This is a genomic window from Enterobacter cloacae complex sp. 418I7, from assembly GCF_050030705.1.
Taxonomy (GTDB): domain Bacteria; phylum Pseudomonadota; class Gammaproteobacteria; order Enterobacterales; family Enterobacteriaceae; genus Enterobacter; species Enterobacter intestinihominis.
In genome coordinates, this window is the sequence record NZ_JBLGUU010000001.1 from 4,300,883 (window position 1) to 4,315,044 (window position 14,162).

At 57.1% G+C, this 14,162-nt stretch carries 8 protein-coding genes; 2 read left to right on the plus strand and 6 right to left on the minus strand.

Annotated elements, in window-relative coordinates:
* Positions 1–16: 16 nt before the first annotated feature.
* Together malQ and malP are read right to left on the minus strand one after the other, a co-directional pair.
* Positions 17–2,095 (minus strand): 4-alpha-glucanotransferase, encoded by a 2,079-nt coding sequence (malQ, locus tag ACQG0S_RS20825; protein ID WP_023298789.1) that lies wholly within the window; start codon positions 2,093–2,095, stop codon positions 17–19.
* Positions 2,096–2,104: 9 nt separating this feature from the next.
* Positions 2,105–4,498, minus strand: a complete 2,394-nt coding sequence (malP, locus tag ACQG0S_RS20830) for a maltodextrin phosphorylase (protein WP_169440811.1) — start codon at positions 4,496–4,498, stop codon at positions 2,105–2,107.
* 573 nt (positions 4,499–5,071) lie between these two features.
* On the opposite strand from malP, the gene malT reads away from it, so the two are divergent.
* A complete protein-coding gene (gene malT, locus ACQG0S_RS20835; RefSeq protein ID WP_022649640.1) occupies positions 5,072–7,777 on the plus strand; it encodes an HTH-type transcriptional regulator MalT in 2,706 nt (901 codons plus the stop codon).
* A gap of 97 nt (positions 7,778–7,874) precedes the next feature.
* On the opposite strand, the gene ACQG0S_RS20840 is transcribed toward malT, so the two are convergent.
* From ACQG0S_RS20840 to glpE, 3 genes are read right to left on the minus strand one after another with little or no spacing between them, the layout of a single operon-like run.
* On the minus strand, positions 7,875–8,633 hold the full coding sequence (locus ACQG0S_RS20840) for a DeoR/GlpR family transcriptional regulator (RefSeq protein ID WP_022649641.1): 759 nt from the start codon (positions 8,631–8,633) through the stop codon (positions 7,875–7,877).
* 16 nt (positions 8,634–8,649) lie between these two features.
* Positions 8,650–9,480, minus strand: a complete 831-nt coding sequence (glpG, locus tag ACQG0S_RS20845) for a rhomboid family intramembrane serine protease GlpG (RefSeq protein WP_022649642.1) — start codon at positions 9,478–9,480, stop codon at positions 8,650–8,652.
* A 47-nt stretch (positions 9,481–9,527) separates the two neighbouring features.
* Complete coding sequence (gene glpE / locus ACQG0S_RS20850) at positions 9,528–9,860, minus strand: thiosulfate sulfurtransferase GlpE (RefSeq protein WP_022649643.1); 333 nt, start codon at positions 9,858–9,860, stop codon at positions 9,528–9,530.
* Between the two features lie 250 nt (positions 9,861–10,110).
* Between glpE and glpD the strand changes: the two genes are divergently transcribed.
* Positions 10,111–11,619, plus strand: a complete 1,509-nt coding sequence (gene glpD / locus ACQG0S_RS20855; RefSeq protein ID WP_045308768.1) for a glycerol-3-phosphate dehydrogenase — start codon at positions 10,111–10,113, stop codon at positions 11,617–11,619.
* A gap of 90 nt (positions 11,620–11,709) precedes the next feature.
* On the opposite strand, the gene glgP is transcribed toward glpD, so the two are convergent.
* Positions 11,710–14,157: a glycogen phosphorylase gene (gene glgP, locus ACQG0S_RS20860; protein ID WP_023307123.1), complete on the minus strand. Its 2,448-nt coding sequence runs from the start codon at positions 14,155–14,157 to the stop codon at positions 11,710–11,712.
* Positions 14,158–14,162 lie beyond the last annotated feature (5 nt).

The following is a 14,162-nucleotide window of genomic DNA, read 5'->3' on the forward strand; positions in this document are numbered from 1 at the left end:
ACTGGCGGGTTTTTTATTATTTCTTCGCGGCTGCTTTTCGCCGTTTATCCAAATCCTTAATCAGCCTGTTCACCCCGTCATCGGCGAACATCGCTTCAAGCGTAGTGGACAGCTTGCGCCGCCAGTTTTTGTACTGATAGCTGGTGCCGGGAATGTTTACCGGCTCCGCCATATCAATCCAGTCTTCCGGTTGCAGACCGAGCAACGCGCTGTTGCTGTCGGCAATATAGCGCTGTAAGCCACGGTTAAGCGTTGGCGTCATCGACATCAGCGACGCCTTATGCCCGGCGCGCTTCGGCAGACAGCCATGCTTATGCAGCGCATCCAGCAGCCCCTGTTTCGCCAGCTCGCGATCCTGATACAACCCACGCAGAACCTCTTCATCCGGGTAGAGACCCAGCGTTTTGCCGAGCGTCAGGTCGCCGCTTTCCCAGTAGCCTCTGAGCGTAGGAAGATCATGCGTCGTCGCGACTGCCATTGACTGTTCAGGGTACGCTTTCGGCGCGCGGAAGGTTTTCTCATGGTCGTTTTCAAAATAGAGCACTTTGTAGGAGTAAACCCCGCTGTCGCGGAGCTTGCTGACAATCTCAACCGGCACGGTACCGAGATCTTCGCCAATCACCATGCACTGATGACGTTTACTCTCCAGCGCGAGGATTGAGAGCAGATCGTCCACCGGATACTGCACGTACGCCCCGTGATCGGCCGTTTCACCGTACGGGATCCACCACAGACGCAGCACAGACATGACATGGTCGATACGCAACGCGCCGCAGTTCTGCATGTTAGCGCGCAGCAGATCGATAAACGGCTCGTAGGCACGCGCCGCCATCACGTGTGGATCCATCGGCGGCAAGCCCCAGTTCTGACCAAGCGGGCCCAGAATATCCGGCGGCGCACCGACGGAGGCTTTCAGACAGTAAAGTTCACGGTCACACCAGGTCTCCGCCCCACCTTCCGCCACGCCGACGGCCAGATCGCGATACAGACCGATCGGCATGTTATAGCCCTGGCTCACCTGCCAGCAGGCAGCAAACTGGCTGTACGCCAGCCACTGCAACCAGAGATAGAAATCCACCTCGTCGGCATGCGTCTCACAGAACGCCTTCACTTCCGGGGTATCCACGGACTGATACGCTTCCGGCCACACCGGCCAGCCCCAGCGCATCTCATCCTCCTGGACCTGATACGCATGCAGCGCATCAAACGCCGCCTGCCAGTAAAGGCTCTCGCCTTCCTGCATCACAAACTGGCGGAAGGCTGCCATCTGCTCGTCGTCACGCTTCGCAAAGCCCTTCCAGGCCAGACGCAGCGCCGCCATTTTCAGCGCGGTCACGGAGGCATAATCGACCCAGTCCGCATCGCGGGCCTGTTTCAGCATCTGTTGGGTGGTGTCCAGCTTCCACCACGCCTGCGCCTCTTTGCTGTTTTTGAAATCGTCTAACGCGTTAACGTCGATGTAGATCACGTTCAGCCAGCGGCGGGAAGACGGGCTGTACGGGCTGGCGCTTTCCGGATTCGCCGGATAGAGGGCGTGGATCGGGTTGAGACCGATAAATGCCCCGCCGCGCTCACCAACAGATGCCAGCATCTTTTTCAGGTCGCCAAAATCGCCAATGCCCCAGTTGCTGTCTGAACGCAATGTGTAAAGCTGCACACAGGCGCCCCACAGCTTTTTGCCTTCGAGTAGCGCCTGCGGCTCATAGCAGCGCTTCGGCGCGACGATCACCCGACAGTGGAAGCGGCTGTCATTCTGGGTGAGCGTCAGGCTGTGATAGCCCTCCGGCAGCTTCGCCGGAAGGGTGAGGGTTTTACCGCCGGTGGCATGGCCTTTATGCTGATGCCCCTCTTCGGTGGTGAGCAGCCAGCTGAACTCGCCGCGTCCTTCCACCGCCAGCGGCATCTTTTTGCCCGCGGTAAAGACCTTCACGTTCGGCACCGGCGCTCCCGACGCTTTCGCGTCGGTTTTGTGCATGGCATCCAGCAAACGTCTTTTGGTGTCCGCACCAATAGACTGCGGTTTGCCGTGCGCATTGATGTAACTGAGGCTAATTCCCGCCGCCTGCGCGGCACTGTCCAGACGTTTACTCTCCATCGCGCTTCCTTAGCGTTTTGCCTGCCAGATACGAGCCTGATAATCACGGATTGAGCGGTCAGAGCTGAACATACCGCAGCGCGCGGTGTTCAGGATACACGAGCGGGTCCAGGCATCCTGGTCGCGATACAGCACGTCGACCTGCTTCTGCGCTTCAACGTAAGCGGTGAAGTCCGCCATCACCAGGTACGGGTCGCCGCCCTGTTTGTCCATGCTGTGCAGCATCTGGTCAAACGCGTGCTTGTCGCCGTCGCTGTACTTCCCGCTTTCCAGCTCTTTCAACACCGCATCCAGCACTTTGTCTTTTTTACGCCATTTCACCGGGTCGTACCCTTTGGCTTTGATGGCTTTCACTTCTTCAACAGTATGGCCGAAGATAAAGATGTTCTCTTCACCGACCTTCTCGGCGATTTCAACGTTCGCACCGTCCAGCGTGCCGACGGTCAGCGCGCCGTTCAGGGCCAGCTTCATGTTGCCGGTGCCGGACGCTTCTTTACCGGCGGTAGAGATCTGCTCGGAAATATCCGCCGCCGGGATCAGCATTTCAGCCGCAGAGACGCAGTAGTCCGGCAGGAACACCACCTTCAGCTTGTCGCCCACTTTCGGATCGTTGTTGATCGCCGCCGCCACTTTATTAATGGCAAGGATAATGTTTTTCGCCAGGTAGTAGCCCGGCGCCGCTTTCGCACCGAACAGGAACACGCGCGGGACGCGGTCGGCCTGAGGGTTCTCGCGGATCTCTTTGTACAGCGCCAGAATGTGCAGCAGGTTCAGGTGCTGACGTTTGTACTCGTGCAGGCGTTTGATCTGGATATCGAAAATCGCATTTGGGTTAATTTCAATTCCGGTACGCATTTTCACGAACTCGGCCAGACGTACCTTGTTCTCCAGCTTAATGGCGCGGTACTGCTCGCGGAACTTCGCGTCGTCAGCGTATTTTTCCAGGTTGATGAGCTGGTCCAGATCGTTGGCCCACTCTTTCTTCAGGGTCTTGTCCAGCAGGCCGGCCAGCAGCGGGTTGCACTGTTTGATCCAGCGACGCGGCGTAATGCCGTTGGTCACGTTGTGGAATTTGGTCGGCCACAGCTGGTGGTATTCCGGGAAGAGATCTTTCACCACCAGATCCGAGTGCAGCGCGGCCACGCCGTTCACCGCAAAGCCGCTTACCACGCACATGTTCGCCATGCGCACCTGTTTGTTGTGTACCACGGCCAGCTTCGCCCAAACGGCCTTATCGCCCGGCCAGGTTTTCTCCACCAGCGTTTTGAACTGGTCGTTAATCTTATTGATGATCTGCATATGGCGCGGCAGCAGCGTTTTCACCAGCTTCTCATCCCAGCATTCCAGCGCTTCCGGCATCAGGGTGTGGTTGGTGTAGGCGAAGGTGCGGCTGGTGATGGCCCAGGCGTCGTCCCAGCTCAGCTGATGCTCGTCGATCAGCACGCGCAGAAGTTCCGGGATGGCAATGGTTGGGTGCGTGTCGTTGAGCTGAATAACTTCGAAGTCCGGCAGCTGCGCCAGCTTGCGGCCCGCCAGGTGGTGGCGGCGCAGAATGTCCGCCACGGAGCAGGCGCACTGGAAGTATTGCTGCATCAGGCGCAGCTTTTTACCCGCCAGATGGTTGTCGTTCGGGTAGAGCACTTTGGTCAGCTTCTCGGCGTCGATACCCTGCTGCTCGGCGCGCAGGAAATCACCGTCATTGAATTTAGTCAGGTTGAATGGATGCGCGTGCTTCGCCTGCCACAGACGCAGCGGCTGCGCCACGCCGTTACGGTAGCCGAGCACCGGCAGATCCCAGGCTTCACCGGTAATGGTGAACGCTGGTTCCCAGAGCCCCTGCTTCGTGACTTTCCCGCCAATCCCGACCTGCACATCCAGCTGTGCGTTGTGGCGGAACCACGGGTAAGTATTACGATGCCAGTCGTCCGGCGCTTCCATCTGGTGGCCGTCAGCGAACGACTGGCGGAACAGACCGTACTGGTAGTTCAGACCATAGCCAATGGCCGACTGGCCCACGGTTGCCATGGAATCCAGGAAGCAGGCTGCCAGACGTCCCAGACCGCCGTTACCCAGCGCCGGATCAATCTCTTCTTCCAGCAGATCGGTCAGGTTGATGTCGTGTTCTTTCAGCACGTCGCCGACGTCCTGATACCAGCCAAGGTTCAGCAGATTGTTACCCGTCAGACGGCCAATCAGGAACTCCATCGAAATGTAGTTGACGTGACGCTGGCCTTTCACAGGCTTCGTCGCGGGCTGAGCGTCCAGCTGCTCTGCGAGCGCCCCGCTCACCGCCTGCCACCACTGGTGAGGCGTCATCTCGTTTGCAGCATGAAGGCCAAAACGCTGCCACTGACGCGTCAGGGCAGCCTGGAATTGAGCTTTGTTGAAAGTAGGCTGTGGCATAGGGAATCGGCATCCTGTAGAGAGAAAACACATTTGGCGCTAGTGTGCCTGGCTCATTGCGCCTCTTCCTCCTCCTGTCGGGGATTAGGCAGGGAGGAGTAGCGGGGATGAGCATAAAAGTGTGATCGAGGCCACTGTGTAAGTGTGCACTTCGCTGAAAAAGCGATCCCGGAAGAGCGTCAAAGAAATGAAATGCAGTTTCGGAGGAAATTAATCATCGCTGAAATGATTACTTACGTAGAATAATATTTCTAACGTACAGCGGCTTTCCAGCAACACTATTAAGCCAGAGCAACTTTCCCCAAAGTTAATTAACTTCACCGTCATTATCTCTTTCTGAAACCAGTTTCAGCGCAACCGCGCGCCATGCAGACAAGCCAGTAACAGCGCGGCATCCAGCCATTTATGAAAAGTTCCACCAATGATGAGAATGTTTTGTGACAGAGTGCAAATTCAGAGCCTCCAAACCCAGACATAACTTGCAATAGTTCCTCTATTGGCCGAACTTATAGATATTAATTACGAAGCGCAAAAAAAATAAATTCTCTCGTTCCCCACAGTGAAGTGAAAACTATGTTGATTCCGTCCAAATTAAGTCGCCCGGTTCGTCTTGACCATACTGTGGTCCGCGAGCGCCTGCTGGCTAAACTTTCCGGTGCGCATAATTTCCGACTGGCGCTGGTTACGAGTCCTGCGGGTTATGGAAAAACAACGCTCATTTCGCAATGGGCGGCAGGTAAAAGCGATCTTGGCTGGTACTCCCTGGATGAAGGTGATAACCAGCAGGAGCGTTTTGCCAGCTATTTAATTGCCGCGATTCAGCAGGCAACCAACGGACATTGCGTCACCAGCGAGGTGATGGTGCAAAAGCGCCAGTACGCCAGCCTGTCCTCTCTGTTCTCCCAGCTGTTTATCGAACTGGCCGAATGGCATCGCCCGCTGTATGTGGTGATTGATGATTATCATCTGATCACCAACCCGGTTATTCACGAGTCCATGCGGTTCTTCCTGCGCCATCAGCCGGAAAACCTGACGCTGGTCGTCCTGTCGCGCAACCTTCCGCAGCTGGGCATTGCCAACCTGCGGGTGCGCGATCAGCTACTGGAAATTGGCAGTCAGCAGCTGGCCTTTACCCATCAGGAAGCGAAACAGTTCTTTGACTGCCGTCTGACTTCTCCGATTGAGGCGTCGGAAAGCAGCCGCCTGTGTGATGACGTTGCAGGCTGGGCCACGGCGCTTCAGCTGATTGCCCTTTCCGCGCGGCAAAACAACAGCCCGACGCACCAGTCCGCGCGCCGCCTGGCGGGCATCAACGCCAGCCACCTGTCGGATTATCTGGTGGATGAGGTACTCAACAGCGTAGACCTCACTACCCGCCATTTCCTGCTGAAAAGCTCCCTGCTACGTTCGATGAACGATGCGCTGATTGTGCGCGTCACCGGTATTGAAAACGGGCAGCTTCAGCTCGAAGAGATTGAACGTCAGGGTTTGTTCCTGACGCGAATGGACGATCCCGGCGAATGGTTTAGCTACCATCCGCTGTTTGGCAGCTTCCTGCGCCAGCGTTGCCAGTGGGAGATGGCCGCAGAGCTGCCAGAAATTCACCGCGCCGCCGCCGAAAGCTGGATGGCGCAAGGTTTCCCGAGCGAGGCTATCCACCATGCGCTGGCCGCCGGAGATGCCGGTATGCTGCGCGATATTCTGCTCAACCACGCGTGGGGACTGTTCAACCACAGCGAACTGACGCTGCTGGAAGAGTCGTTAAAAGCGCTGCCGTGGGAGAGCCTGCTGGAGAATCCGCGTCTGGTGCTGCTCCAGGCCTGGCTGATGCAGAGCCAGCATCGCTACAGCGAAGTGAACACCCTGCTGGCGCGCGCCGAGCAGGAGATGGAAAGCGAGATGGATGCCACCCTGCACGGCGAATTTAACGCCCTGCGTGCGCAGGTGGCGATTAACGACGGCGACCCGGAAGAAGCCGAACGGCTGGCGATGGTCGCGCTGGATGAGCTGCCGCTGGCGAATTTCTACAGCCGTATTGTGGCCACCTCGGTACACGGCGAAGTGCTGCACTGTAAGGGCGACCTCACGCGTTCGCTTTCGCTCATGCAGCAAACCGAACAGATGGCCCGCCGCCACGATGTCTGGCATTACGCCCTCTGGAGCCTGATCCAGCAAAGCGAGATTTTATTTGCTCAGGGGTTCCTGCAGGCCGCCTGGGAAAACCAGGAGAAAGCGTTCCAGCTGATCCGTGAACAGCATCTGGAACAGCTGCCGATGCACGAGTTCCTGTTGCGTATTCGCGCTCAGCTGCTCTGGGCATGGTCGCGTCTGGATGAAGCAGAAAGCTGCGCCCGCCAGGGCCTGAATGTGCTTTCGAGCTTCCAGCCGCAGCAGCAACTCCAGTGCCTGGCCCTGCTGGTGCAGTGCTCGCTGGCGCGAGGCGACCTGGATAATGCCCGCAACCACCTTAACCGCCTGGAAAACCTGCTTGGCAACGGACAGTACCATAGCGACTGGGTCTCCAACGCCGATAAGGTCCGGGTGATTTACTGGCAGATGACCGGCGATAAAAAGTCCGCCGCCAACTGGCTGCGTCACACGCCTAAACCAGAATTTGCCAATAACCACTTCCTGCAAAGCCAGTGGCGCAATATTGCCCGCGTGCAGATCCTGCTGGGTGACTTCGAGCCTGCCGAAATCGTGCTGGAAGAGTTAAACGAAAACGCCCGTAGCCTGCGCCTGATGAGCGATTTAAACCGCAACCTGCTGCTGTTAAACCAGCTTTACTGGCAGGCGGGACGTAAAAACGATGCCCAGCGCGTGCTGCTGGAAGCGTTGCAGCTGGCGAACCGCACCGGGTTTATCAGCCACTTTGTGATTGAGGGTGAAGTGATGGCCCAGCAGTTGCGCCAGCTGATTCAGCTCAACACGCTGCCGGAACTCGATCAGCATCGCGCCCAGCGCATTCTGCGCGAGATCAACCAGCACCATCGCCACAAGTTTGCGCACTTCGATGAGAACTTTGTTGAACGTCTGCTGAACCATCCGGAAGTACCGGAGCTTATCCGCACCAGCCCGCTCACACAGCGTGAATGGCAGGTGCTGGGGCTGATCTATTCAGGCTACAGCAACGAGCAGATAGCCGGTGAGCTGGCGGTGGCGGCAACCACCATCAAAACGCACATTCGCAATCTGTATCAGAAGCTGGGCGTGGCGCACCGTCAGGACGCGGTGCAGCATGCGCAGCAGTTGTTGAAGATGATGGGGTACGGAGTTTAGTTTTGTGCGGCCTGATGCCCTCACCCCGGCCCTCTCCCACAGGGAGAGGGAGAACAATTTGTAGGTCGGGTAAGCGCAGCGCCACCCGACACAACCGCTAGCACAACTCCAGCTGCAAATTGTTATCCTTAATCACCTGCAACACGCCCGCCGGCGGCATCTCGTCGGTGTAGACCGCATTAACCATGCTAATGCTGCCCATGTTGACCATCGCATTGCGGCCAAATTTCGAGTGATCCACCACCAGCATCACGTGGCGCGAGTTCTCAATAATCGCGCGCTTGGTGCGCACCTCGTGGTAATCAAACTCCAGCAGCGAGCCGTCGGTGTCGATGCCGCTGATCCCCAGAATGCCGAAGTCGAGGCGGAACTGAGAGATAAAATCGAGCGTCGCTTCGCCGATAATGCCCCCGTCGCGGCTGCGCAGTTCGCCGCCCGCGAGGATGATGCGAAAATCGTCTTTCTGCATCAACGTGTTGGCCACGTTCAGGTTGTTGGTCACCACGCGGAGGTTCTCATGGTTCAGCAGCGCATGGGCGACCGCTTCCGGCGTGGTGCCGATATCAATAAACAGCGTCGCGCCGTTCGGGATCTGGCTCGCCACTTTACGGGCGATACGCTCTTTCTCTGCCGTTTGCGTCGCCTTACGGTCATGCCATGAGGTGTTCACCGAGCTGGACGGCAGCGCCGCGCCGCCGTGATGGCGCAGAATACGGTTCTGATCGGCCAGGTCGTTGAGGTCACGACGGATGGTTTGCGGGCTGACGGCAAACTGCTCCACCAGCTCTTCAGTACTGACGTATCCCTGTTTTTTTACCAGTTCGATAATGGCGTCATGACGTTGTGTTTGTTTCATGAAATATCCCTGGGAATTATGTTCGTTTTCGCGCATGGAGCGTATCGGCCAGCGCCATCGCCAGCCCGACCGCCAGGCCGGTAACGTGCGCACCATTGGCGATAGACATACCAAACAGATCAAACCATCCGGCAATAAGCCATATTAACGCAAAGGTTATTAATCCACGTTGTAAATAGATGCCGCTTTCCGGGTCGCGCTCGCCTCTGAGCCAGGCGTAACCCATTAGGGCGTACACCACGCCGGATAACCCGCCAAACCACGGACCGCTGAATTTATGCTGCACATAGCCGCTTAACAGGGCGCTGATAAGGGTGATCACAATCAGCTTGCCGCTGCCGAGCCGCTTCTCCACCGCCCCGCCGAGATACCACCACCACAGCAGGTTAAAGAGGATATGCATCACCGAGAAGTGCATCAGCGCATGCGTGAAGTAGCGCCAGACGTCAAATTGCAGAGAGGGATCGTACGGCCATGCGAGGGCAATCATCACGCTCTGGTCGCCCACCACGCTCATAATAATGAAGACGATGATGCAGGCTGCCATCAAAAGCAGCGTAAACGGTCCTGCGCGCTCGCGGAGGGTGGCGAGAAACGGAAAACGTTGATAGTGCAGGCCACTGTCGGTCTGGCCGGATTGCCAGCTTGCTGCCAGATAACGCGGGTCGCCCGGGTTTTCCAGGAAACGCGCCAGCTCGGCGTTCACGCGCCCAGCCTGGCTTTCGTCTGCCAGCCAGACATCCGTCTGTGTATGCTGCTGAATAGTCAGGATAATGCCCTGCGTCGCCATATAGTCGACAAACGCCTGGGCGACGCGCGGGTTGCTAAAAGAGGTGATCATCAACATGGGCAGCGGTCGCTTATTTCCACACAAAAGGGGACAGTATAGCGGGATCAGCGCTCAAACGCGTATTCAACTTCTGCCGGGAAATGACGATGCCATGCATCGAAGCCGCCATCGACGCTGTATACCGCGTCGTAACCCTGCTGGAGCAGATACTGCGCCGCGCCTTTACTGCTGTTGCCGTGATAGCACATCACCATCACCGGCGTGTCGAAGTCGTTATCGCGCATAAACGCGCCCAGCGTGTCGTTGGTGAGATGGAACGCGCCCGGCGTGTGGCCCATCGCAAAGCTCTGCGGATCGCGGATATCCACCAGCACCGCGGTTTTCTGGTGCATCTTCTGATGGGCTTCTTCTACGTTAATACATTCAAACTGATCCATGGTGTTCTCTTTCTGTTGTTCTGGTTGGGTGCGCTCTGGTGCCCTCACCCCAGCCCTCTCCCACAGGGAGAGGGAGAAAAGTTAGTCGCACGATTTTACCCCGTAGTGTACGTCCTGGCGGCGGGTAAACGCCATTATGTTATCCATATCACTCTAAATTGTTTTTTTGATGTTACCAAAAGCGCGTTCCTTTGCTATTATGAGCGATATCGAACATTTTTGAGCTTTAACGAAAGTGCATGAGGGTGTTATGGAAACCAAAGATCTGATTGTGATAGGCGGGGGCATCAACGGTGCCGGTATTGCGGTTGATGCCGCAGGACGCGGTTTATCCGTGCTGATGCTGGAAGCTAACGATCTCGCCTGCGCGACGTCGTCCGCCAGCTCCAAGCTGATCCACGGAGGCCTGCGCTACCTGGAACACTACGAATTCCGCCTGGTCAGCGAAGCGCTGGCCGAACGCGAAGTGCTGCTGAAAATGGCTCCGCATCTGGCGATCCCGATGCGCTTCCGCCTGCCTCACCGCCCGCACCTGCGTCCGGCGTGGATGATCCGCATCGGCCTGTTCATGTACGATCATCTGGGTAAACGCACCAGCCTGCCGGGTTCGACCGGTTTGCGTTTTGGCTCAGAATCGGTCCTTAAGCCTGAAATCGTGCGCGGTTTCGAATATTCCGACTGCTGGGTGGACGATGCGCGTCTGGTGCTGGCTAACGCGCAGATGGTCGAGAAGAAAGGCGGCGAGGTGAAAACCCGTACCCGCGCGACCGCCGCGCGCCGCGAAAACGGCCTGTGGATTGTAGAAGCGGAAGACGTAGATACCGGTGAGAAGTTTAGCTGGAAAGCGCGCGGCCTGGTGAATGCCACCGGCCCGTGGGTAAAACAGTTCTTCGATGACGGTATGCACCTGCCTTCTCCGTACGGCATCCGCCTGATCAAGGGCAGCCACATTGTGGTGCCGCGCGTGCATACCCAGAAGCAGGCTTATATCCTGCAAAACGAAGACAAGCGCATCGTGTTTGTGATCCCGTGGATGGACGAGTTCTCCATCATCGGCACCACTGACGTGGAGTACAAGGGCGATCCGAAAAACGTTGAGATTGAAGAGAGCGAAGTCAACTACCTGCTGAAAGTGTACAACGCACACTTTAAGAAACAGCTGGCGCGCGATGACGTGGTCTGGACCTACTCCGGCGTGCGTCCGCTGTGTGATGACGAGTCTGACTCACCGCAGGCCATCACTCGTGACTATACGCTTGATATTCATGACGTGGACGGTCAGGCGCCGCTGCTGTCGGTGTTTGGCGGTAAGCTCACCACCTACCGTAAACTGGCGGAGCATGCGCTGGAGAAACTGGCGCCGTATTACAAAGGCATCGGCCCGGCGTGGACGAAAGGCGCCGTGCTGCCTGGCGGCGATATCGGCAATAACCGCGACGATTACGCCGCGAAGCTGCGTCGCCGCTTCCCGTTCATTACCGAAGGAATGGCGCGCCACTACGCCCGCACCTACGGCAGCAATACCGAACTGTTCCTCGGTGACGCAAAAGAGATTGCCGATCTGGGCGAGCATTTTGGCCATGAGCTGTACGAAGCGGAACTGCGCTACCTGGTGGAACACGAGTGGGTGCGCCGTCTGGACGATGCCATCTGGCGTCGTACTAAAGAAGGGATGTGGCTGAATGCCGAGCAGCAGTCTCGCGTGGCGCAGTGGTTGCAACAACATGCGGGAAAGCGTGAATTGTCACTGGCGTCCTGAGGGTGACAAAAAATGCCCGGTGGCGCTGCGCTTACCGGGCCTACAGGATCGAGTAGGCCGGGTAAGGCGGAGCCGCCACCCGGCTTTGTTTTACAACCTCACCGGATCAATATGCCAGATATTCTCGGCATACTCTTTGATGGTCCTGTCTGACGAGAAGTATCCCATGTTGGCGATGTTATGCATCGCGGCGCTGGTCCACTTCTCCTGCTGACGGTACAGTTCGTCCACCTTATCCTGACAATCCACGTAGCTGCGGTAATCCGCCAGCACCTGATAGTGATCGCCAAAGTTAATCAGCGAGTCCACCAGGTCACGATAGCGCCCAGGCTCCTCAGGGTTAAACACCCCGGTGGCGATTTGCGTCAGCACCTGGCGTAACTCTTCATCCTCTTCATAATACTCACGCGGCGAGTAGCCCTGCTTGCGAAGCGCCTCTACCTCTTCCGCCGTATTCCCGAAGATAAAGATATTCTCCGCGCCCACATGCTCCAGCATTTCGACATTTGCGCCGTCCAGCGTGCCGATGGTCAGCGCGCCGTTCAGGGCAAACTTCATGTTGCTGGTGCCGGATGCTTCCGTCCCCGCCGTGGAAATCTGCTCTGAGAGATCCGCCGCCGGAATAATCAGCTGCGCCAGGCTTACGCTGTAGTTCGGGATAAACACCACTTTCAGCTTGTCACCAATGTCCGGATCCTGGTTCACTACCTTCGCCACATCGTTGATAAGATGAATGATGTGCTTCGCCATGTAGTACGCGGAGGCCGCCTTACCGGCAAAGATTTTCACGCGCGGCACCCACTCCGCCGTCGGGTCAGCCTTAATGCGGTTGTAGTGAGTGATGACGTGCAGGACGTTCATCAGCTGACGCTTGTACTCGTGGATACGTTTGATCTGCACGTCGAACAGCGCTTTCGGGTTCGCCACCACGTTGAGATGCATCGCCAGCCAGACTGACAGCCGTTTCTTGTTCAGCAGCTTGGCTTCCCGTACGGCTTTGTTCACCGTCGGAAAATCAATGTGCTGCTCAAGCTCGCTCAGCTGGCTCAAATCGGTGCGCCAGGTGCGGCCGATATTTTCGTCCAGCACGTCAGACAGCGGCTGGTTCGCCAGCGCCAGCCAGCGGCGCGGGGTGACGCCGTTGGTCACGTTGCAGAAACGCGTCGGGAAGATCTTCGCAAAGTCCGCAAACAGGGATTGCACCATCAGGTTCGAATGCAGCTCTGAAACCCCGTTAACCTTATGGCTGATCACCACCGCCAGCCAGGCCATGCGTACGCGGCGACCATTGGATTCATCAATGATCGAGGCGCGGCTCAGCAGGCCGGTATCGTTCGGGTACTGCTCCTGCAAGGTCTTGAGGAAGTAGTCGTTGATCTCGAAGATGATTTGCAGGTGGCGCGGCAGAATTTTGCCGAGCATATCCACCGGCCACGTCTCCAGCGCTTCACTCATCAGCGTATGGTTGGTGTACGAGAACACCTGGCAGGTCACTTCAAACGCGTCATCCCAGCTGAACTTATGCTCGTCAATCAGCAGGCGCATCAGCTCAGGGATCGACAGCACCGGATGGGTATCGTTGAGGTGAATCGCGGTTTTTTCCGCCAGATTCGCATAGGTTTTGTGCAGCTGATAGTGACGGCTAAGGATATCCTGAATCGTTGCCGAGACGAGGAAATACTCCTGACGCAGGCGCAGCTCGCGGCCCGAGTAGGTCGAGTCATCCGGATACAGGACGCGGGACACGTTCTCAGAGTGGTTTTTATCTTCCACCGCCGCGAAGTAGTCACCCTGATTGAATTTACCGAGGTTGATCTCGCTACTGGCCTGCGCGTTCCACAGGCGCAGCGTGTTGGTCGCATCGGTGTCGTAGCCGGGGATAATCTGGTCATAGGCCACGGCGAGGATCTCTTCGGTTTCCACCCAGCGGGATTTTTTCCCTTCCTGCTGAATACGCCCGCCAAAACGCACCTTGTAGCGCGTGTTGTGGCGCTTGAACTCCCACGGGTTACCGTACTCCAGCCAGTAGTCCGGCGACTCTTTCTGACGCCCATCAACGATGTTCTGCTTGAACATGCCGTAGTCGTAGCGAATACCGTACCCGCGTCCCGGCAGCGCCAGCGTCGCCAGTGAATCGAGGAAGCAGGCGGCAAGACGCCCGAGACCACCGTTACCCAGCCCCGGGTCGTTCTCTTCGTCAATCAGCTCTTCTAAGTCCAGCCCCATCTCTTCCAGTGCGTTTTTGACGTCGTCATAAATCCCGAGCGATAACAGCGCATTGGAGAGGGTGCGACCAATCAAAAACTCCATCGACAGGTAATACACCTGTCGCGTCTCCTGCGAGAGCTGGGCGCGGTTGGAGCGCAGCCAGCGTTCGACCATACGGTCACGCACCGCAAACAGCGTGGCGTTCAGCCACTCATGTTTGTTGGCAATAACGGGATCTTTCCCAATGGTAAACATCAGCTTATAGGCGATGGAGTGTTTCAACGCCTCAACGCTGAGCGTGGGGGAAGAGTAGCTAAATGGAGCATTCATATCAG

Excerpts from the sequence above, each read along its gene's own strand:
- glpE (WP_022649643.1), bottom strand. The coding sequence starts at position 9,860 with ATGGATCAGTTTGAATGTATTAACGTAGAAGAAGCCCATCAGAAGATG.
- glpG (WP_022649642.1), bottom strand. The coding sequence starts at position 9,480 with ATGTTGATGATCACCTCTTTTAGCAACCCGCGCGTCGCCCAGGCGTTT.
- malT (WP_022649640.1), top strand. The coding sequence starts at position 5,072 with ATGTTGATTCCGTCCAAATTAAGTCGCCCGGTTCGTCTTGACCATACT.
- glgP (WP_023307123.1), bottom strand. The coding sequence starts at position 14,157 with ATGAATGCTCCATTTAGCTACTCTTCCCCCACGCTCAGCGTTGAGGCG.
- malQ (WP_023298789.1), bottom strand. The coding sequence starts at position 2,095 with ATGGAGAGTAAACGTCTGGACAGTGCCGCGCAGGCGGCGGGAATTAGC.
- ACQG0S_RS20840 (WP_022649641.1), bottom strand. The coding sequence starts at position 8,633 with ATGAAACAAACACAACGTCATGACGCCATTATCGAACTGGTAAAAAAA.
- glpD (WP_045308768.1), top strand. The coding sequence starts at position 10,111 with ATGGAAACCAAAGATCTGATTGTGATAGGCGGGGGCATCAACGGTGCC.
- malP (WP_169440811.1), bottom strand. The coding sequence starts at position 4,498 with ATGCCACAGCCTACTTTCAACAAAGCTCAATTCCAGGCTGCCCTGACG.